The following is an 18,258-nucleotide window of genomic DNA, read 5'->3' as shown; positions in this document are numbered from 1 at the left end:
CTACTTTCCCTTGAACGCCGCCGCGCGCTTCTGCAGGAAGGCGCTGACGCCTTCGAGGAAGTCCTCGGTCTTGCCGGCGAACTTCTGGGCCTTGCGTTCGGCGTGCAACTGGCCGGTCCAGTCGCTGTCGAGGCTGTCCCAGACCAGCTTGCGGATCGCGCCCAGCGCCGCCGGGCCGCGGGCCAGCTCGAGGGCGATCGCCGTGGCGGCGCCGATCAGTTCGTCGTCCGGCACGCAGCGATTGACCAGCCCCCATTGCAGGGCCGTGGCCGCCGGGATCTTGTCGCCCAGCAGCATCATCTCCATGGCCCGGGCCTTGCCGATCAGGCGCGGGAGCATGTAGGTCGAACCGCCGTCGGGCACGAGGCCGATGCGTCGGAAGGCCTGCAGGAAGTAGGCGCTCTGCGCCGCCACGATGATGTCGCCCATCAGGGCGATCGAGCAGCCGACCCCGGCCGCCGGGCCGTTCACCGCCGTGACGATCGGTAGCGGGAAGTCGCGCAGCAGGGTCATCAGCGGGTTGTAGGTGCTTTCCAGCGCCGAGCCGGCGTCGGGCTTGCCGTCGACGTCCAGTTCGCGCCCGGCCGCGCCGCCGCCCGACAGGTTGGCGCCCGAGCAGAAGCCGCGGCCTTCGCCGGTCAGGATCACCGCGCGCGCCTCGATCTTGCCGGCGGCGATCGACGAGAAGGCGTGGATCAGCTCGCGGGCGATCTCCAGGCTGGCGGCGTTCAGGGTGGATGGATCGGCGAGGGTGACCGTGGCGACGCCGCCTTCGGTCGAGACACGGATCTTCTGATAGTCCACGGCCAGGGCCTCCCTTGATCTTTAGGCGGAGTCTAGGCGCCTTTGCCCCTTGGGAAGGCTAGCGGAATCTTCAAAAGGAAACGCCGCCGATCGTGAGACCGGCGGCGTCCAAGGTAGGTCTTCTGCTGAAGAGGTTCAGGCCGCGTTGGCCGAGGCCGGCATGGACTCCGCCGCCGTGACCCGGTTGCGGCCGCCTCGCTTGGAGGCGTAGAGCGCCGTGTCGGCGCGTTCCATGATCGAATGTCCGCTCTCGCCCGGCTTGCGCTCGGCGAAGCCCGACGAAATGGTGATGGCGCCCAGGTCCTCGTTGGTCGAGCGACGCTTGAGCATGCGCGAGGAAACCTCGACGCGGATTTCTTCGAGGGTGGCGGCGACGGCCGCGGCGGACTCGCGCGGGAAGATCATGGCGAACTCCTCGCCGCCGTAGCGGGCGGCGAACCGCGGCGGGGCGGCGACGCGGCCGATCACCGAGGCGACATAGCGGATGACCTGGTCGCCGGTCTGGTGGCCCCAGGTGTCGTTGAAGCCCTTGAAGTGGTCGATATCGAGCACAGCCAGGCAGATGCTGGCGTTCTCTTCGTCGGCCTCGGCGCAGGCGCGCTCCAGCTCTTCGTCGAAGGCCTTGCGGTTGGCCAGGTTGGTCAGGCCGTCGGTGGTGGCGTCGCGGCGAACCTGTTCAAGATGCTCGCGCAGGCGCTCGACCTCGGCCGTGGAGTCGGCCAGGCGCGTTTCCAGCGACCGGTTTTCCTTGTGCACGCGGCGGGTGGCTTCGGCCAGGCTGCCGACCACCGCCTTGATGGCGTCGACGTCGGTCGACTTGTCCAGGCTCTTGGTCGCGCCGGCCAGTTCCTTGCCGAAGGCGGCGTTGGACTTCTGGGCGTTGTGGATGGCTTTGGAGACCGCCTCCAGTTCCTTCGACAGAAGGTCGCCGGCGTCACGGATCTGTTCGTTCAGGCGCGCCTTGGGCAGGTAGGTGGCGGCCAGTTCCTCGCTGACCAGTTCGGTCATCGGCTCGCCCAGCGAGATCAGTCGCGTCAGTTCACGGGCCAGGGCGCCGTCGGGATCGGCCACATAGTGGGTCCACAGCTCGAAGTTCAGGGCGGTCGGCCACACCTGGTGACGCTCCATGAGCTCCAGGGCGCGCGAAGCAATCTTATAGGCCTCGGGACCGCGCAGCGTGGTTTCGACGTCCGACATCTCTTCTTCCCCCGTTCAGCGGTTCCCCTCGCGGAAACGCCGACGCTTGGAGCGCGACCATAGGGTGGAGAGTTCTTACGAGGCGTTAAGAACGACGTTCACTTGCGTAAGAAACGACCAGCCTTCATGGTTATCATCGATAAGATGAGCACCGCGCCACCATGGCCGGGAGAGGGTAGGGAGGCGAACATCATGAACGCACCGGTCAATCTGTCGTTCGACGCCCACAAGGCGGCGATGGCCGACGTTCTGCGGCGTCAAAAGGCCGCGCATCTGCGCGATGGCGCGCCCAGCGTCGAGAAGCGGATCGATTGGCTGAACCGTTCGATTGATCTGCTGGTCGGCCATCAGGCGCAGATCGCCAAGGCGGTTAACGAAGATTTCGGCTCGCGCTCGCCCGAGGCCACGGCCCTGACCGACGTCGCCGGCTCGATCGGCCCGCTGAAGTTCGCCCGCGAGAACGTCGCCAAGTGGATGAAGCCGGAAAAGCGCAAGACGACGCCGGCGATCCTCGGTCTGTTCGGCGCCAAGGCCACGGTGCAGTGGCAGCCCAAGGGCGTGGTCGGGGTGATCAGTCCGTGGAACTTCCCGGTCAACCTGACCTTCGCGCCCCTGGCTGGGGTGTTCGCGGCCGGCAACCGGGCGATGATCAAGCCCTCGGAGTTCACCCCGGCGACCTCGGATCTGCTGAAGACCATGTTCGCCAAGGCGTTCTCGGAGGAGGAGGTCGCGGTGTTCGTCGGCGGCCCCGAGGTCGGTCAGGCCTTTTCGGGCCTGGCTTTCGACCACCTGGTGTTCACCGGCGCGACCTCGGTGGCGCGGCACGTGATGCGCGCGGCGGCCGAGAATCTGGTGCCGGTGACCCTGGAGCTGGGCGGCAAGAGCCCGGTGATCCTGTCGCGCGGCGCCGACATGGCCACGGCCGCGGCGCGGATCATGAATGGCAAGACCCTGAACGCTGGCCAGATCTGCCTGGCGCCGGACTATGTCCTGGCCCCGCAGGAAGAGGTCGAAAGCTTCGTCAAGGAAGCCCAGGCCGCCGTTGGCCGCTACTTCCCGACCATCAAGGACAATCCGGACTACACGGCCGTCGTCGCCCAGCGTCACTACGACCGGGTCAAAGGCTATGTCGACGACGCCCGGGCCAAGGGCGCGCGGATCGTCGAGATCAATCCGGGCGGTGAGGACCTGTCGCAGCAGGAGCACCGCAAGATCGCCCCGACACTGATCCTGGACCCCACCGACGACATGACGGTGATGCAGGAGGAGATCTTCGGCCCGGTCCTGCCCGTGAAGGGCTACAAGACCGTCGACGAGGCGGTCGCCTATGTGAACGCCCACGACCGGCCGCTGGCCCTCTACTGGTTCGGGACCGACGAAGCCGAGAAGGACCGCGTGCTGGCCAACACCACCAGCGGCGGGGTCACCGTCAACGACGTCATCTTCCACGTCGCCCAGGAAGATCTGCCGTTCGGCGGCGTTGGTCCGGCGGGCATGGGCGCCTATCACGGCCACGACGGCTTCCGAGAGTTCAGCCATCGCAAGGCGGTGTTCCAGCAGCTGAAGAAGGACATCGCCCCGATGCTGGGCCTGCGCCCGCCTTACGGGGAGGGGATCCGCAAGTACCTGGCCGGGCAGATCAAGAAGTAGCTTCAACAGGACGGCGCGGCATGCTCCAAGCGGCGCATGACCGCGCCGCTGTCCCTGCGCCCCATCGTCGAAGCCCGCGACCTGCCGCCCATGCTGGCGGCGGAACTGCGCGAGCGGTTCGCGCGGGGCGAAACGGGGGTGGCGTTCGCGCCGGAGCATGACGCCTCTATCGGCGCGCCGCCGGGAACGCTGGCGGGACCGGAGGCCGCCGCCTGGCCCTACGACATCGCCGCGCCCCTGCCGGTCAACGTGCCGGCCTTCTGCGCCGTCGGCGACAGCTGGTGGTTTCCGCGTTTCGGCGGGCTGATCGGCGCGGACGGCGCGCTCTACAACGCCACGATCGGCGAGGCGCGACATGGATCGGGGGATCTGTCGGCCCTTCCGGGCGTACTCGACAACGCCACGCGCTTCATCCCGCCGGCGTCAGCGCCCGACATCGAGGCCGGCGCCGTGTTCCTGCCGTGGGGCGGGACCTTCAACTACGGCCACTTCGTCATAGACGCCTTGCCGTCGCTGCTGACCCTGGAGCGGGCAGGGCTGCTGGACGGCGTTCCGGCCCTGGCGCCCAAGCTGACCGCTTGGCAAAGCGACCTGATCGGCATGGCCTTTCCGGATCTCGCGGTCCGCGAAGTCGAGGCTTCGGTCGTGCGCCTGAAGCGGGCGGTGTTCGCCACCAGCATGGACCACTTCCTGCACCACCCGAACGGTCTGGTCACGGATGTCGCCGCCCGTGTGCTGGCCAAGGCGCCGGCCGGTCGCGGCGCGCGGCGTGTCTATCTCTCGCGGCGCGGCCAGTCGATGCGAGTGATGATCGGCGAGGCGGCCTTCGAGACGGCGCTGGCGGCGCGCGGTTTCACGATCGTCCGACCCGAGACCCTGGGCGCGGCCGAGCAGGTCGCCCTGATGCGCGACGCCGAGGTCGTGGTCGGCGCCAGCGGCGCGGCCCTGGCCAACGCGGTCTTCCTGCCGAAGGGTGCGCGGGTCGTGGAGATCCAGCCGCTGAACTTCACCAGCCAGTGGGTGCGGGCGGCGTGTCGCCAGGTCGGCGTCGACTGGCGTGGCTATGTCTGCGCCTCACCGGCCCCGGCGCGGCAGGCGCCCTTGTTGGCCAGACTTCGTCGCGGCTTCAAGTTCGCCTTCCGCCCGCCCTTGGACGACCTGCTCGCCGTCGTGGACGCCGCTCTCTAGAAGTCAGGCGCTCTAAAGGATGCCCTTGCGCCCCGGAGCCCACGGGTCGAGCGACTGCTGCTCCTCGCGGTGGACCATGCCGTAATAGCCGGCGACCCAGACGACCAGGAAGGTGACGAGGCCGCCCCAGAAGCCGCCCGGCGTCGCGAACCAGACCGTCAGGGCGCTGATCACCGAGGCCAGACCCAGCATGCACCAGCGTAGCAGCACCGAGAAACCGTGATAGGTCTTCTCGTGCGCGATCAGGACGGCTTGCTTCTCGGCGACCAGGGTGTCGGGTTCGATAGCGGCCATGTGCAGTCCTCCCATTTTCCTTGGGCGCGACCGGCCGGCATCCGGCGCGATCGAGCCGAAAACGAGGATGACGATAACAGTGTTCCGCCAATTCGGCCACCGTCGTCGCGATGTAGGGCGAACCAAAAGAAAAAGCGCCGGACGAGAGCCCGGCGCTTTTGTTCTTCAGACGATCGACGAGGCCTATTTGCCGCGAGGCGGACGGACCAGGAAGGCCGGGACGTCATTGCCGAAGCCGACCACGCGACGGTCGTCGTCATCGCGGTCACGGATCGGCTGGACGCCACGCACGGGACGCTCGGGGCGTTCGCTACGCTCAGGACGTTCGGCGCGTTCCGGACGCTCGGCCCGGGCGGGACGTTCCGCGCGTTCGGGACGCTCGGCTTCGACCGCCGGGGCGGCGGCGCGGGGCTCGCGTTCGCGGCGCGGACGGCGCTCGCGGGCGGGGCGTTCCTCGACGACGGCGGCTTCGGGAGCCTCGGCGGCGACGGCCTCGACCGGCGCTTCGGCGGCGGCTTCCTCGGTGCGGCGGCCACGGGCGCGCGGGGCCGGACGATCACCGCGATCACCGCGATCCCGGCCGCCGCGCTTGCGATCGCGATCGCCTTCGCGCTTCACCGTCACGGCGTTCGAATAGTCGAGATCGAGCTTTTCTTCCTCGGGCGTCGAACCGATCAGCTTGACGACCTTGTCGAAGCCCTTGTCGTCGGCCGGGGTGACCAGCATGTAGGTGATGCCCGTCCGGCCGGCGCGGCCGGTGCGGCCGATGCGGTGGACATAGTCGTCGGCGTGGTGCGGGACGTCGTAGTTGAAGACGTGGCTGACGGCCGGGATGTCCAGGCCGCGCGCGGCGACGTCGGAGGCCACCAGGATCTTCAGGGCGCCGGAGCGGAAGTCCGCCAGAGTCTTGGTGCGCTGGGACTGGTCGAGGTCGCCATGGATCGCGGCGGCGTCGAAGCCGTGCGACCGCAGCGACTTGGCGACGATGTCGACCTCGGTCTTGCGGTTGCAGAACACGATGCCGGTCTCGATCTGGGCCTTCTCGATCAGCGCGCGAAGCGCCAGGCGCTTGGCCTTGGGGTCGGAGGTCGGAACCTTGACCAGCAGCTGGGTGATATTGGCGTTGGTCGTGGCGGGCTTGGCCACCTCGATCCGCACCGGATCCTTCAGGAACTGCTTGGTCAGACGCGTGATTTCCGGCGGCATGGTGGCCGAGAAGAACAGCGTCTGCTTCTTGGGCGGCGTCATCTTGAAGATGCGCTCGATGTCGGGGATGAAGCCCATGTCCAGCATGCGGTCGGCTTCGTCGACGACGAGGAACTGCACGCCGGTCATCAGCAGCTTGCCGCGCTCGAAGTGGTCGAGCAGGCGGCCCGGGGTGGCGATCAGGACGTCGACGCCGCGGTCCAGCTTCTTTTCCTGGTCGCCGAACGAGACGCCGCCGATCAGCAGCGCCCACGAGAGCTTGGTGCCCTTGGCGTACTTCTCGAAGCTGGAGGCGACCTGATCCGCCAGCTCGCGGGTCGGGGCGATGACCAGGGCGCGCGGCATGCGGGCCTTGGCGCGGCCCGATTGCAACTTGTCGATCAAGGGGAGGGTGAAGGCGGCGGTCTTGCCGGTGCCCGTCTGGGCGATGCCGAGGACGTCCTGACCCGCGAGGGCGACCGGAATGGCCTGGGCCTGAATGGGGGTCGCAGTGGTATAGCCGGTGTCGGCGACCGCCTGCAGGGTCGTGGGCGAAAGCCCGAGATCGGTGAATTCTGTCATTACACGCTGGTCTGCTCGGAGCCGCCCGTGCTTGGGCGAGCGGGCGGCGCGGATTCGCCAGACCTGCTCCGAAGCTGGGGATAAATAGGCCGAAAGTCGGCAAAGTCAATCGCTGCAAGGCGATAGGAAGTGTTCGGAAGATCGGCGCCGAGAACGGTTAGCCGCGCAAAGTCGTTAGGCTGGCGCCCAAGCAAACGCCCCTCTATATCGGCCGACACATGACCATCGACCACGACTCTCGCCTTCGGCGCCTTCGTTTCCGCGCCTGGCATCGCGGCTTCCGGGAAGCGGACCTCATTCTGGGCCCGTTCGCGGACGTCCATGGCCCGAACCTGACCCCGGAGCAGATCGACACGCTTGAGACGCTGCTCGAGGAGTCGGATCGCGAGATCTACGCCTGGATCGTCGGCCAGGAGCCGACGCCGGAGAAGTTCGAGACCGACGTCTTGGCGATGATCCGCGCGTTCCGGTTTGAGGCGCACGCTTCGCGCCCGACGGGGGATGGCGCTTAGGAGCATGGCCTACGATTTAAAGCAGATCGCCAAGGCCGCCGGCGGCCTGACCCTGGCCGGCGCGCCGGAGGGCTTCGACGCGCTGGTGATGGCCGACATCGCCCGGGCGCGGGGCGGCCTGACCGCGTTCGTGGCCCGAGACACCGCCCGCGCCAACGCCTTCGTTGACGCCCTGAAGTTTTTCGCCCCCGAGATCGAGGCGGTGCTGCTGCCCTCGTGGGACTGCCTGCCTTACGATCGCATCGGTCCGTCCTCGGGCGTCTCGGCCACGCGGATGGCGACCCTGTCGCGCCTGGCTCGAGGTCTGGGCGAGACGAAGCCCGCCATTCTCGTCCTGCCCGCGCCGGCCCTGCTGCAGCGCGTGCCGACCAAGGAGGTGCTGCTGCGCGCCTCGTATTCGGCCAAGGTCGGCAATGTCGTCGATATCAAGGACCTGGAGCGCTATTTCGCCGTCAACGGCTATGCCCGCGCCTCCACCGTTTCCGAGCGCGGCGAGTTCGCGATCCGCGGCGGCGTCATCGACGTCTATCCGCCGGCCGCCGAGGAGCCGGTGCGCCTGGACCTGTTCGGCGATACGCTGGAGAGCATCCGCGCCTTCGACCCCGAGACCCAGCGCTCGACCAAGCAGCTTAAGGACATCGACCTGCTGCCGGTCAGCGAGGCCCTGCTGGACGCCGACGGCATCTCGCGCTTCCGCAAGGGCTATGTCGCGGCGTTTGGCGCGCCCGGCGATGATCCGCTGTACGCCGCCGTCAGCGAGGGCGGCCGCCGCGCCGGGCTCGAGCACTGGCTGCCGCTGTTCTATGAGCGGATGTCCAGCCTGTTCGACTATCTGCCGGCCGGCGCGCTGATCGGCGTCGACCATCAGACGACCGAGGCTCGCGACGAGCGCCTGTCGATGATCCTGGACGCCTACGAGGCCCGCGCCAGCGCCGACCGCAAGTCGGCCTACCGCCCGCTGGCGCCGCAGGCGCTCTACCTGACCGCCGCCGAGTGGGATCGTGAGCTCGCCGACCGCGCCCATCGCCTGTTCACCCCGTTCCAGCCCCAGGGGCTGGACGTCGTCGACATGGGGGCCAAGCTGGGCCGCGCCTTCGCCGCCGAGCGGGCCCAGGACAGCGTCAACCTGTTCGAGGCCACCGCCGATCACGCCAAGGCCCTGGCCGCCGCCGGCAAGCGCGTGCTGTTCGGCTCGTGGTCCGAGGGCTCGTCAGAGCGTCTTGGGACCATGCTGGCCGACCACGGCCTCAAGAAGGTTCCCTATGCCGCCTATTGGCAGGCGGCCAAGGCCAACGATCCGAAGATCCCGCAGCGCGTCGTGCTGCCGCTGGACCACGGCTTCGAGACCGATAGCCTGGCCGTCATCTCCGAGACCGACATTCTCGGCGATCGTCTGGCCCGCCCGCGCAAGAAGCGCCGCGCGGCCAACTTCCTGGCCGAGGCCAGCGCCCTGACGCCGGGCGACCTCGTCGTCCACATCGATCACGGCATCGGCCGTTACGAGGGCCTGAAGACCCTCGACGTTCAGGGCGCGCCGCACGACTGCCTCGATTTGCTCTATGGCGGCGAGGCCAAGCTGTACCTGCCGGTCGAAAACATCGATCTGCTGACCCGCTACGGCGCCTCGGATCCCGAGACCGTGCAGCTGGACAAGCTGGGCGGTGCCGCCTGGCAGGGCCGCAAGGCCAAGGCCAGGGAACGGCTGCGGGTCATGGCCGAGGGCCTGATCCAGATCGCCGCCGCCCGCCAGCTCAAGTCCGTCGAGTCGACCGACCCGCCGCACGGCGTGTTCGACGAGTTCTGCGCCCGCTTCCCCTACGAGGAGACGGACGACCAGCTCAGCGCCATCCACGACGTGCTGGAGGACCTGTCGTCCGGCAAGCCGATGGACCGCCTGATCTGCGGCGACGTCGGCTTCGGCAAGACCGAAGTGGCGCTACGCGCGGCCTTCGTGGTGGCGATGAGCGGCAAGCAGGTCGCCGTGGTCTGCCCGACCACTTTGCTGGCCCGCCAGCACTACAAGACCTTCAAGGACCGCTTCCAGGGCTGGCCGGTCAAGGTCACGCGCCTGTCGCGCCTGGTCACCGGCAAGGAAGCCGCCGAGACCCGCGAGGGCCTGGCCAACGGCCAGCTAGAGATCGTGGTCGGCACCCACGCCATCCTGTCCAAGCAGGTGTCGTTCAAGGACCTGGGCCTGGTCATCGTCGACGAGGAGCAGCACTTCGGGGTCAAGCACAAGGAGAAGCTCAAGGAGCTTCGCGCCGACGTGCACATGCTGACCCTGACCGCCACGCCGATCCCGCGCACCCTACAGATGGCGCTGTCGGGCATCCGCGAGATGTCGATCATCGCCACCCCGCCCGTCGACCGCCTGGCGGTGCGGACCTACATCAGTCCGTTCGACCCGGTGACCCTGCGCGAGGCGCTGCTACGCGAGAAGTACCGGGGCGGCCAGTCCTACTACGTCGTGCCGCGCATCAAGGACCTGGAGGACATCGAGAAATTCCTTCGCACCCAGGTGCCCGAGGTGAAGTACGTCGTCGGCCACGGCCAGATGGCGGCTACCCAGCTGGAAGACGTGATGACGGCCTTCTACGAAGGTCAGTACGATGTGCTGCTCGCGACCACGATCGTGGAGAGCGGCCTCGACATCCCGTCGGCCAACACCCTGATCGTCCACCGCGCCGACATGTTCGGCCTGGCCCAGCTCTATCAGATCCGGGGCCGAGTCGGTCGCTCCAAGGCCCGCGCCTACGCTTATCTGACCACGCCGGTCGAAAAGTCCCTGACCCTTTCAGCCGAGAAGCGCCTGCAGGTGTTGCAGTCCCTGGACAGCCTGGGCGCCGGTTTCCAGCTGGCCAGCCACGACCTGGACCAGCGCGGCGGCGGCAACCTCCTCGGCGACGAGCAGAGCGGCCACATCAAGGAGATCGGCGTCGAGCTCTATCAGCAGATGCTGGAAGACGCCGTCGCCGAGTTGCGCCAGCGCCAGGGTCAGGAGGCCTTGCTGGAAGACCGGGGTTGGTCGCCGCAGATCAACACCGGCGCGGCCGTGATGATCCCCGACGAGTATGTTCCCGATCTGAACGTGCGCCTGTCGCTCTATCGCCGCCTGTCCGACGCCGAGCAGGCCGCCGATCGTGAAGCCCTGGCCGCCGAGATGATCGACCGCTTCGGCCCGCTGCCGCCCGAGACCGACAGCTTGCTCAAGGTCGTCGCCATCAAGGGCCTGTGCCGCGAGGCCAATGTCGCCAAGATCGACGTCGGGCCCAAGGGCGCGGTGGCCAGTTTCAGGAATGATAGTTACGCCAACCCGCTTGGGCTGATGCAGTACGTCGGCAAGAACAACCTGATCTGGAAGGTGCGTCCCGACCAGAAGGTGGTGGTCAAGGGCGAGTGGGACACCCCGGCCCAGCGCCTTGACGCGGCCGAGAAGATCCTCACGGTGCTGGCCAGGCTGGCCAAGGAGTAGGCGCGGGATCAAATCGGGCGAGGAGGGGTTGTCTTCCGGTAGGTTTATCGGAAGGAAGCGCCGGAATGCTGAGATCCATCCTCATCGGCCTGTCGGCGGGTTCCCGTTCGATGACGCCGCTGGCCGCGGTCAGCGAGGCCGCGCATAGTGGCCGCCTACCGGCCGACAATGGCGCGCCGTCCTGGCTGGGCAGTCCATGGATGGCGGCCGGCTCCAAGGCGCTGGCGGCCGGCGAGCTGTGGGGCGACAAGCTGCCCTCGGCCCCGGACCGCATCGTGCTGGCGGGCATTCTCGCGCGGCTCGTCACGGGTGGCCTGGCGGGCGCGGCCTTGGCGCCGAAACGCCAGAGATATCTCGGCGCCGCCCTGGGCGCCGGCGCGGCGGTGGCGGCGTCCTATGTGACCTTCCACGCCCGCATGAAGGCCATCCGCCACTTCGGTCAGACGCCCAGCGGTCTGGTCGAGGACGCGCTGACCATCGGCGCCGCGCAACTGGTGACGCGCGCTCTGCCGGGGCGTTGACCGCGATGGCCGAGAAGCATGAACCGCCCGAGCGGGAGCCGCCCAAGCCGTCGCCCGAGCAAGTGGAAGGCGTACGTCGTCAACGCGAGCACATCGAGGCGCTGGACGGCGAGGATCCGCTGCGCGGCGGCGTCGCCGACTAGCTCAAATCCCGTCTAAGCGCGGGCGTTTCTCCGTCTCCCTTGCGGGAGACGGTGGTCCGTAGGAGGGGTAATCGGCCTGCCGGATTAGCGTTTCAGCGCAACGAGTTAGCCTGTGTAGCTCTTCATCCGACCGCCTTCGGCGGCCACCTTCATCCGCAAGGGAGAAGGGTGTTCGATGAGCATTCACGCCCTTGCGTCCCCGGCTCCGAAACCTGCCGTATTCTCTACCCACCTCGTCGCGAGGAAGGGGCGCATGGCCAGCGACCATTTGCGGCGGCGGGGGGCGGTCGAGCGGGCGCGCTCTTCGGCGCGGGGGAAACTCCGCAACTGCATCCCTCTGGCGGCGGTCGGCCCTGGAACACAGAAACGACGTGGGATGTCGGGCCGAAGAGGCGACAGGCGGCTGGAAACAGCCGCATCCGGGATCGGGCCACGCGGCCTGACCCGCCCGTCGGAGGCTTCAGGGATGTCGGGGTGCGAACAGCATCACGGCGTCACGCTTCCGGATAACGATCGCGCGGAGCGTCGGGCTTCGTCGAAACGGTATTTATCCAGTTCTTCCGGACGTCGTCCGGCGCTCCGCATCCCTTTCCACGCCTTCAGCGAGCGATCGCGTGAAGCGGCGGAGGTGTGGGCCTAGAGCCGCAGACCGTACAGCCGTCGATCCCGCCGCTCGCCATCCCGGTGCACCGCGCCCTTCAGGTAGCCCTCGGCCTTGAAGCCCAGCTTCTCCAGCAGGCGCTCGGCGCGATTGTCGCCGACATGGATGCTGGCCACCAAGCTCTTGAGGCCGCCGCCGGCGGCATGGGCGAGGAGGGCGCTGACCGCCTCGGCGCCGAAGCCCTGGCCCCAGCCCTTGCGGTCGATGACGAAGCGAATCTCCGCTCGCTCATGGCGCCGGTCGATGTCGATGAACTCGCAATAGCCGAGGTACGCGCCGCTCACGGTGTGGCGGATGCTCCAGTAGGCGGCGTCGCCGGCGGCCATCTCGTCCACCTGGGCGGCGACGCGGGTGGCCACCTCGTCCGGGTCCTCGATCGGCTCCTGATCGAGGTTGGACATCACCTCCGCATCGCTGAGGAACGGATAGATCAGGGGCGCATCGTCGATCGTCAGCGGAGCGAGGGTCAGGCGTTCGGTCTCAAGGATCATGCGGTCCGACGATCTGGCTTTCAGGGTTGCGTTTGGCGGCGCGCTTCCCAGCTATGGCGCGGAGCGCTCGCTAGTGGTAGAGGGGCCGCTTCGTTTTTAACGCGGCATTTCGCCCGCGCCCGGATCGAGAATACATTCCACATGCTTATCGGCGTCCTGCTGGCCATCAATATCGTCGTCTGCCTCTGTCTGATCGGGGTGGTGCTCATGCAGCGCTCCGAAGGCGGCGCGCTGGGTATGGGCGGCGGCAACACGGGCTTCATGACCGCCCGCGGCGCCGGTGACCTGCTGACCCGCATCACCTGGATTCTGTTCTCGGTCTTCCTGCTGATCAGCCTGACCCTGACCATCCTCACGGGACGCGCCAATACCGGCGGTTCAGTAGCCGACCAGGTCAAGGGCCTGGACGCCAAGACCCTGAACGCCGCGCCGACCCCGCCGCCCGGGTCGCTGAACTCGCTGCCGGCCTCGCCGGACAGCCAGCCCGGCGCCATCCAGGCTCCGACTCCGCAGATCAACACGCCGGCCCCGGCCGCCGCGCAACCCGCGCTGCTGGCGCCGACCCCGTCGGCCCCCAAGCCCGCGGCCAAGGCGCCCGCCAAACCGGCTGAAAAGCCGGCCGCCGCCACCCCGGCCCCCACGGTCGCGGCCCCGCCGGCGGAACAGCCCAAACAACAATAACCGTCCCAAGACGGTCTTCCACTGACCCCCGAGGGCGACCTCGGGGGTTTAATCTTGTTGATGAACGCAGGTCTTTTCACCGGCGTCGTCGAATCACGGGTAATCTGATCGCCCATGACGCGGTACATTTTCATCACCGGCGGCGTGGTTTCCTCGCTTGGCAAGGGTCTGGCCTCGGCGGCGCTCGGCGCGCTGCTGCAAGCACGCGGCTACACGGTCCGCCTTCGGAAGCTCGACCCCTATCTCAACGTCGATCCGGGCACGATGAGCCCGTATCAGCACGGCGAGGTCTTCGTGACCGACGACGGGGCGGAGACCGACCTCGACCTGGGCCACTACGAGCGCTTCACCGGCGTGTCGGCCAAGAAGGCCGACAACATCACGACGGGCCAGATCTACAAGACGATCATCGAGAAGGAGCGTCGCGGCGACTATCTCGGCGCGACCGTCCAGGTGATTCCGCACGTCACCAACGAGATCAAGGATTTCGTCCTGTCGCCCGCCATGGATGAGACGGGCAAGAAGCCGGTCGACTTCGTGCTGGTCGAGATCGGCGGCACGGTCGGCGACATCGAGGGGCTGCCGTTCTTCGAAGCCATCCGCCAGCTGCGCCAGGACCTGCCGCGCGGCCAGAGCTGCTACCTGCACCTGACCCTGCTGCCGTTCATCAAGACCGCCGGCGAGATGAAGACCAAGCCGACCCAGCACTCGGTCAAGGAACTGCGCTCGATCGGGATCCAGCCGGACATCCTGCTCTGCCGTTGCGAGCAGGAGATCCCGGCCGAGGAAAAGCGCAAGATCGCCCAGTTCTGCAATGTCCGCCCCAGCGCGGTCATCCAGGCGATGGACTCTTCGTCCATCTACGCCGTGCCGATCGACTATCACGAGCAGGGCCTGGACGCCGAGGTCCTCGACGTCTTCGGCATGAGCGATGCGCCGGCCCCGGACCTGACGCGCTGGAAGACCATCGACGAGACCGTCCAGCATCCCGACGGCGAGGTCACCATCGCCGTGGTCGGCAAGTACACGGTGCTGAAGGACGCCTATAAGTCGCTGATCGAGGCCCTGCACCACGGCGGCCTGGCCAACAAGGTCAAGGTCAACCTCGACTGGGTCGAGAGCGAGACCTTCGAGGGCGACGAGGGCGCGGCCGCGGCCCGCCTGGAGAACGCCCACGCCATCATGGTGCCCGGCGGCTTCGGCGAGCGGGGCGCGGAGGGCAAGATCCGCGCGGCCCAGTTCGCCCGGGAGCGCAAGGTGCCGTACTTCGGCATCTGCTTCGGCATGCAGATGGCGGTCATCGAGACCCTGCGGAACGTCGCCGGCATCAAGGACGCCAGCTCGTCCGAGTTCGGCCCCACCGAGCGTCCCGTGGTCGGCATCATGACCGAGTGGATCAAGGGGAACGAGACCGTCCAGCGCCGCGCCAACGACGACCTGGGCGGCACCATGCGCCTGGGGGCCTACGAGGCCGTCCTGACGGCCGGCTCGAAGGTCGCGCAGATCTATGGCTCGACCGAGATCAGCGAGCGCCACAGGCACCGCTACGAGGTCAATATCGGCTACGCCCACCTGATGGAGGACGCCGGCCTGAAGCTGACCGGCCGCTCGCCCAACGGCGTGCTGCCCGAGATCGTCGAGCGGGAAGACCATCCGTGGTTCATCGGGGTGCAGTATCACCCGGAACTGAAGAGCCGCCCGTTCGCGCCACACCCGCTTTTCGCCAGCTTCATCGCGGCGGCCAAGGAGCATGGTCGACTGGTCTGAAGCACGCTGTTGCATCTCCGAAGAGATTCGGGCATAAGCGCGCCCTCACGCGGCGACCTGGGCACCCCCGAGTCGCCGCTCTCGATTTTCACGCTCAACGAGCAGAGTCACTTCGATGGCCGTTCCTAAAAGAAAAACTTCGCCTTCTCGCCGGAACATGCGCCGGTCGCACCACGCCCTGGGCGCCAACTCGTTCATCGAGGACAAGGACACCGGCGAGCTGCGCCGTCCGCACCATGTCGATCTGAAGACCGGCATGTACAACGGCAAGCAGATCCTGACGCCGAAGGAAGACTAAGGTCTCCTTTCGTCAGTGACGATTTCGAAAACGCCGCCCGGTTCGCCCAGGCGGCGTTTTTCGTCGTATTTTCGTCGTACGCGCAAAAAACGGTGCTAGCCTCCGAGCTGGGAGGTACGCCCATGCTCACACGTCGGAACATCACGGCGGGACTGGGGATTTCACTGGCGGCGTCATCGGCCATGGCCGAGGCCATAACCCCCGTTTCCGTCAATCAGAGCCTGCCTCCAGCGACAACGCCTGCGCCGCCGGACGATCCGGTGCTGATCCTGGACGCCTCGCTGGACGACGATGACCGCCTCACCGTGGAGGTCGAGATCAACGGGCAGGGGCCTTTCAACTTCGTCGTGGACACCGGGGCAGGGCGCAGCGTGCTGACTCCGGCCGTCGCCGAGAAGCTGAACCTGCCGGCGGGTCCGCAGATCCTCATCCACGGAATCTCCAGCGCGATCACCAGTCCGACGGCGCGGATCGACAGCATGCGGGCCGGCGAAGCCCGGTTGGGCGCGGCGGTCCTGCCGGTGCTTCCCTATGAACGCGTCGGGGCGGACGGCCTGCTGGGCGTCGACATCCTGGACCGGCGCAACGTCGTCATGGACTTCCGCAAGCGGAAGCTGCTGATCCGTCGCAGCCAGTTCTTCTCGGAAATGACTCGCAAGGCCGACGAGGTGTCGGTGCCGGCCGACGCCCGCTTCGGGCGCCTGACCCTGACCGACGCTCGGATCGCCGGCACGCGCTCGGTGGCCTTCATCGATTCCGGTGGCGGCATATCGATTGGAAACATGGCCCTGCAGCGGGCGATCGCCGCCAAGCGGCGCCGCGCGTCGGACCTCGTCAAGCCCGCCCGCCTGCTGACGGCCGGCGGCGAGGTCTATCTGGGCGAGTTCCGCGTCGTGCCGTCGATCACCATGGGCAATCTGCATCTGACCAACATCCCGATGGCCTTCGCTGACGTGCACATCTTCGACGTCTGGTCGCTGAACCACCGACCGGCGGCCTTGCTGGGCGCGGACGTGCTGAAGCTGTTCGCCAAGGTCGAGCTCGACTTCGGCTCGGACCGGGTCCTGTTCAAGCTGGGCCAGAGGAACGGCCTGACGCCGATCTACAACGTCTGACGCGCGTTTCAGCCGTTGTGACCGGTGATCCGCGCCTGTCGAGGGCAAGGCAAGTTGCGCCCGCGACGCTTGGCGGCTAAAGGCGGGCGCGCCTTTTGGCCTCTAGGAGCAGCCCATGACCGAGATCGTCGACATCATCGCCCGCGAAATTCTCGACAGCCGGGGCAACCCGACCGTCGAAGTCGACGTGATCCTGGACGACGGCGCCTTCGGCCGCGCCGCGGTGCCGTCGGGCGCCTCGACTGGGGCTCACGAGGCCAACGAGAAGCGTGACGGCGACAAGGCCCGCTATCTGGGCAAGGGCGTCCTGCAGGCCGTGGACGCGGTCAACGGCGAGATCTTCGACGCCCTGTCGGGCGTTGACGCCGAGGACCAGCGCCGCGTCGACAACCTGCTGATCGAACTGGACGGCACCCCGAACAAGGCCCGCCTGGGCGCCAACGCCATCCTGGGCGTCTCGCTGGCCACGGCCAAGGCCGCCGCCGAGTCTGCCGGCCAGCCACTCTACAAGTATGTCGGCGGCGTGAACGCCCGCGTGCTGCCGACCCCGATGATGAATATCATCAACGGCGGCGCCCACGCCGACAATCCGATCGACATCCAGGAATTCATGATCCTGCCGACCGGCGCCTTGAGCTTCCGCGAAGGTCTGCGCATGGGCGCCGAGATCTTCCACAGCTTGAAGAAGGCGCTGAAGGACGCCGGCCATAATACCAACGTCGGCGACGAGGGCGGCTTCGCCCCGAACCTGGCCTCGGCCGAAGCCGCGCTCGACTTCATCGTCAAGGCCGGTGAGAAGGCCGGCTACAAGGCCGGCGAGGACTTCGTCCTGGGCCTGGACGTGGCCTCGACCGAGTTCTTCAAGAACGGCAAGTACGAGCTGGAGGGCGAGGGCAAGTCGCTCGACCCGGCCCAGATGGTCGACTACCTGGCCGGTCTCGTCTCGAAGTTCCCGATCCTGTCGATCGAGGACGGCATGGCCGAGGACGACTTCGACGGCTGGAAGCTGCTGACCGACACCCTCGGCAAGAAGGTCCAGCTGGTCGGCGACGACCTGTTCGTCACCAACCCCAAGCGCCTGCAGATGGGCCTGGACAAGGGCTTGGCTAACTCGATCCTGGTGAAGGTCAACCAGATCGGCACGCTGTCGGAAACCATCGACGCCGTCGATCTGGCCCACCGCCATGGCTATACAAGCGTCATGAGCCATCGCTCGGGCGAAACCGAGGACAGCACGATCGCCGACCTGGCCGTCGCGCTGAACTGCGGTCAGATCAAGACCGGCTCGCTGGCCCGCTCCGACCGCACCGCCAAGTACAACCAACTGCTGCGCATCGAGGAGATGCTGGACGACCAAGGCGTCTACGCGGGCCGCGCGGCGCTGAAGGGCCGGTAGGGCTCTTCAGATCGTCGAAATTCGCGAAGGCGCGGCTTCCAACGGGGGCCGCGCCATTTGCTTTTTCGGGCGCGATTCTCGCCACCGGGCCGACGGTCGGACGTGTTCCCCTGGTCCGCGACCGCGTTAACCCACAAATTTTCTAAAAGCCCGGCAGTGGTTTCAAACGAGACCAATTGCTCGCTGTTCGCGGTCGCGAAATAGCTTCGGCGGCGCGGTATCTAGATGCGTGTGAAACGATCTCACGTGAAAGCATCGTTCGCCTGCTTGGCGAGCTGTCAAAGACCCTGCTCAACGCCTG

16 protein-coding genes and 2 pseudogenes are annotated in these 18,258 nt (G+C 67.4%); 11 read left to right on the top strand and 7 right to left on the bottom strand.

Features of this window, described 5'->3' with window-relative positions; all coding sequences use genetic code 11:
- Positions 1-804 (bottom strand): enoyl-CoA hydratase/isomerase, encoded by an 804-nt coding sequence (locus EIK80_RS18430; protein ID WP_125158474.1) that lies wholly within the window; start codon positions 802-804, stop codon positions 1-3.
- A 135-nt stretch (positions 805-939) separates the two neighbouring features.
- Complete coding sequence (locus EIK80_RS18425; protein WP_125158473.1) at positions 940-2,001, bottom strand: GGDEF domain-containing protein; 1,062 nt, start codon at positions 1,999-2,001, stop codon at positions 940-942.
- A gap of 192 nt (positions 2,002-2,193) precedes the next feature.
- On the opposite strand from EIK80_RS18425, the gene EIK80_RS18420 reads away from it, so the two are divergent.
- Both EIK80_RS18420 and EIK80_RS18415 read left to right on the top strand, forming a co-directional pair.
- Positions 2,194-3,651, top strand: coding sequence for a coniferyl aldehyde dehydrogenase (locus EIK80_RS18420; RefSeq protein ID WP_125158472.1), 1,458 nt, complete (start codon positions 2,194-2,196; stop codon positions 3,649-3,651).
- A gap of 36 nt (positions 3,652-3,687) precedes the next feature.
- Positions 3,688-4,839, top strand: coding sequence for a DUF563 domain-containing protein (locus EIK80_RS18415; RefSeq protein WP_125158471.1), 1,152 nt, complete (start codon positions 3,688-3,690; stop codon positions 4,837-4,839).
- 12 nt (positions 4,840-4,851) lie between these two features.
- Here the strand turns inward: EIK80_RS18415 and EIK80_RS18410 are convergent, their stop codons facing one another.
- Both EIK80_RS18410 and EIK80_RS18405 read right to left on the bottom strand, forming a co-directional pair.
- Positions 4,852-5,133, bottom strand: a complete 282-nt coding sequence (locus EIK80_RS18410) for a hypothetical protein (protein WP_125158470.1) — start codon at positions 5,131-5,133, stop codon at positions 4,852-4,854.
- 183 nt (positions 5,134-5,316) lie between these two features.
- Positions 5,317-6,900, bottom strand: a complete 1,584-nt coding sequence (locus tag EIK80_RS18405) for a DEAD/DEAH box helicase (protein ID WP_125158469.1) — start codon at positions 6,898-6,900, stop codon at positions 5,317-5,319.
- 218 nt (positions 6,901-7,118) lie between these two features.
- On the opposite strand from EIK80_RS18405, the gene EIK80_RS18400 reads away from it, so the two are divergent.
- From EIK80_RS18400 to EIK80_RS26440, 4 genes are all read left to right on the top strand, one after another.
- The gene (locus tag EIK80_RS18400; protein ID WP_125158468.1) at positions 7,119-7,412 is read left to right on the top strand and encodes a succinate dehydrogenase assembly factor 2; all 294 of its coding nucleotides are present in this window, start codon (positions 7,119-7,121) and stop codon (positions 7,410-7,412) included.
- A gap of 4 nt (positions 7,413-7,416) precedes the next feature.
- Complete coding sequence (mfd, locus tag EIK80_RS18395; RefSeq protein ID WP_125158467.1) at positions 7,417-10,884, top strand: transcription-repair coupling factor; 3,468 nt, start codon at positions 7,417-7,419, stop codon at positions 10,882-10,884.
- Between the two features lie 65 nt (positions 10,885-10,949).
- Positions 10,950-11,405 carry a DUF4126 family protein gene (locus EIK80_RS18390; protein ID WP_125158466.1) on the top strand — a complete coding sequence of 152 codons (456 nt, stop codon included), beginning with the start codon at positions 10,950-10,952 and terminating at the stop codon, positions 11,403-11,405.
- A gap of 5 nt (positions 11,406-11,410) precedes the next feature.
- On the top strand, positions 11,411-11,548 hold the full coding sequence (locus tag EIK80_RS26440) for a hypothetical protein (protein WP_199743533.1): 138 nt from the start codon (positions 11,411-11,413) through the stop codon (positions 11,546-11,548).
- A 224-nt stretch (positions 11,549-11,772) separates the two neighbouring features.
- On the opposite strand, the pseudogene EIK80_RS27070 reads toward EIK80_RS26440, so the two are convergent.
- The 3 genes and pseudogenes from EIK80_RS27070 to EIK80_RS18380 all read right to left on the bottom strand — a co-directional run.
- Positions 11,773-11,847: pseudogene (locus tag EIK80_RS27070) on the bottom strand (hypothetical protein); the annotation flags it as partial.
- 198 nt (positions 11,848-12,045) lie between these two features.
- A pseudogene (locus EIK80_RS27065) lies at positions 12,046-12,143 on the bottom strand (hypothetical protein); the annotation flags it as partial.
- A gap of 41 nt (positions 12,144-12,184) precedes the next feature.
- Complete coding sequence (locus EIK80_RS18380) at positions 12,185-12,700, bottom strand: GNAT family N-acetyltransferase (protein ID WP_125158465.1); 516 nt, start codon at positions 12,698-12,700, stop codon at positions 12,185-12,187.
- A gap of 141 nt (positions 12,701-12,841) precedes the next feature.
- Between EIK80_RS18380 and secG the strand changes: the two genes are divergently transcribed.
- The 5 genes from secG to eno all read left to right on the top strand — a co-directional run bounded on the left by secG (position 12,842) and on the right by eno (position 17,957).
- On the top strand, positions 12,842-13,381 hold the full coding sequence (gene secG / locus EIK80_RS18375) for a preprotein translocase subunit SecG (RefSeq protein WP_125158464.1): 540 nt from the start codon (positions 12,842-12,844) through the stop codon (positions 13,379-13,381).
- Between the two features lie 114 nt (positions 13,382-13,495).
- The gene (locus tag EIK80_RS18370) at positions 13,496-15,148 is read left to right on the top strand and encodes a CTP synthase (protein WP_125158463.1); all 1,653 of its coding nucleotides are present in this window, start codon (positions 13,496-13,498) and stop codon (positions 15,146-15,148) included.
- 115 nt (positions 15,149-15,263) lie between these two features.
- Positions 15,264-15,446, top strand: coding sequence for a 50S ribosomal protein L32 (gene rpmF / locus EIK80_RS18365; protein WP_010919589.1), 183 nt, complete (start codon positions 15,264-15,266; stop codon positions 15,444-15,446).
- Positions 15,447-15,568: 122 nt separating this feature from the next.
- The gene (locus EIK80_RS18360) at positions 15,569-16,561 is read left to right on the top strand and encodes a retropepsin-like aspartic protease (protein ID WP_125158462.1); all 993 of its coding nucleotides are present in this window, start codon (positions 15,569-15,571) and stop codon (positions 16,559-16,561) included.
- A 115-nt stretch (positions 16,562-16,676) separates the two neighbouring features.
- Positions 16,677-17,957: a phosphopyruvate hydratase gene (gene eno / locus EIK80_RS18355; protein ID WP_125158461.1), complete on the top strand. Its 1,281-nt coding sequence runs from the start codon at positions 16,677-16,679 to the stop codon at positions 17,955-17,957.
- Positions 17,958-18,258: the final 301 nt, after the last annotated feature.

The organism is Caulobacter sp. 602-1 (assembly GCF_003931565.1).
GTDB lineage: Bacteria > Pseudomonadota > Alphaproteobacteria > Caulobacterales > Caulobacteraceae > Caulobacter.
This window is presented reverse-complemented; position numbering and strand designations above follow the sequence as displayed.

Bases quoted from the DNA above. Each gene is read 5' to 3' on its own strand.
- EIK80_RS18425 (WP_125158473.1), bottom strand. From the start codon at position 2,001: ATGTCGGACGTCGAAACCACGCTGCGCGGTCCCGAGGCCTATAAGATT.
- EIK80_RS18420 (WP_125158472.1), top strand. From the start codon at position 2,194: ATGAACGCACCGGTCAATCTGTCGTTCGACGCCCACAAGGCGGCGATG.
- EIK80_RS18415 (WP_125158471.1), top strand. From the start codon at position 3,688: ATGACCGCGCCGCTGTCCCTGCGCCCCATCGTCGAAGCCCGCGACCTG.
- EIK80_RS18410 (WP_125158470.1), bottom strand. From the start codon at position 5,133: ATGGCCGCTATCGAACCCGACACCCTGGTCGCCGAGAAGCAAGCCGTC.
- EIK80_RS18405 (WP_125158469.1), bottom strand. From the start codon at position 6,900: ATGACAGAATTCACCGATCTCGGGCTTTCGCCCACGACCCTGCAGGCG.
- EIK80_RS18400 (WP_125158468.1), top strand. From the start codon at position 7,119: ATGACCATCGACCACGACTCTCGCCTTCGGCGCCTTCGTTTCCGCGCC.
- mfd (WP_125158467.1), top strand. From the start codon at position 7,417: ATGGCCTACGATTTAAAGCAGATCGCCAAGGCCGCCGGCGGCCTGACC.
- EIK80_RS18390 (WP_125158466.1), top strand. From the start codon at position 10,950: ATGCTGAGATCCATCCTCATCGGCCTGTCGGCGGGTTCCCGTTCGATG.
- EIK80_RS26440 (WP_199743533.1), top strand. From the start codon at position 11,411: ATGGCCGAGAAGCATGAACCGCCCGAGCGGGAGCCGCCCAAGCCGTCG.
- EIK80_RS18380 (WP_125158465.1), bottom strand. From the start codon at position 12,700: ATGATCCTTGAGACCGAACGCCTGACCCTCGCTCCGCTGACGATCGAC.
- secG (WP_125158464.1), top strand. From the start codon at position 12,842: ATGCTTATCGGCGTCCTGCTGGCCATCAATATCGTCGTCTGCCTCTGT.
- EIK80_RS18370 (WP_125158463.1), top strand. From the start codon at position 13,496: ATGACGCGGTACATTTTCATCACCGGCGGCGTGGTTTCCTCGCTTGGC.
- rpmF (WP_010919589.1), top strand. From the start codon at position 15,264: ATGGCCGTTCCTAAAAGAAAAACTTCGCCTTCTCGCCGGAACATGCGC.
- EIK80_RS18360 (WP_125158462.1), top strand. From the start codon at position 15,569: ATGCTCACACGTCGGAACATCACGGCGGGACTGGGGATTTCACTGGCG.
- eno (WP_125158461.1), top strand. From the start codon at position 16,677: ATGACCGAGATCGTCGACATCATCGCCCGCGAAATTCTCGACAGCCGG.